Genomic DNA, 594 nt, shown 5'->3' on the forward strand with positions numbered 1-594 from the left:
AATCGAATAATTCTTTTTAAAGCAAGGAGTTACAAATTAAACGGATTTATCAAGTCGCCTGTAAATGCTAGCAGCTTAATATAACCCGCAGTTTTTCGAGCCGCGTATTTTACAGACAAAGCCCACCATATGCAAGTTATCGGTACGCAAACTGCCGTAACAAAGGCATAACAAACCTCAGCACCGCTGAAACATAATATTTCTAGACTATTCAGAAACAGCGACTAAGGTTCAGCAAGATATTAGCCTTCAGGTAATTACTTTTGGCCAACGAACAGAGCAAAAATCACAAAATAGGCTTTTGGGTCTGCGTATCTCTTGTCATTGGCAACATGATTGGCTCAGGAATATTTCTCTTGCCATCATCACTGAGTGACTTCGGTCCGATATCGCTGTGGGGCTGGGCGATCACTGGTGCGGGCTCTGTCTTATTAGCATTTGTCTTCGCTCGCTTAGCGCTCGATTCACCAAAAGCATGTGGCCCGCTTGCATATACCGAAGAAGGTTTTGGAAAATTTGCTGGTTTTTTGGTGGGTTGGGGACACTGGATTGCGGCCTGGACCGGAAACGCCGGTCTTGCGGTTGCATTCACGA

The 594-nt window shown here is 44.9% G+C and carries 1 protein-coding gene; it reads left to right on the forward strand.

Annotated features, from left to right (window positions below; all coding sequences use genetic code 11):
• Positions 1 to 263: 263 nt before the first annotated feature.
• The coding region (locus A3762_RS19490; RefSeq protein WP_197469412.1) for an amino acid permease at positions 264 to 594 on the forward strand (331 nt) is incomplete at its 3' end.

The sequence above is a fragment of the Oleiphilus sp. HI0125 genome, assembly GCF_001635355.1.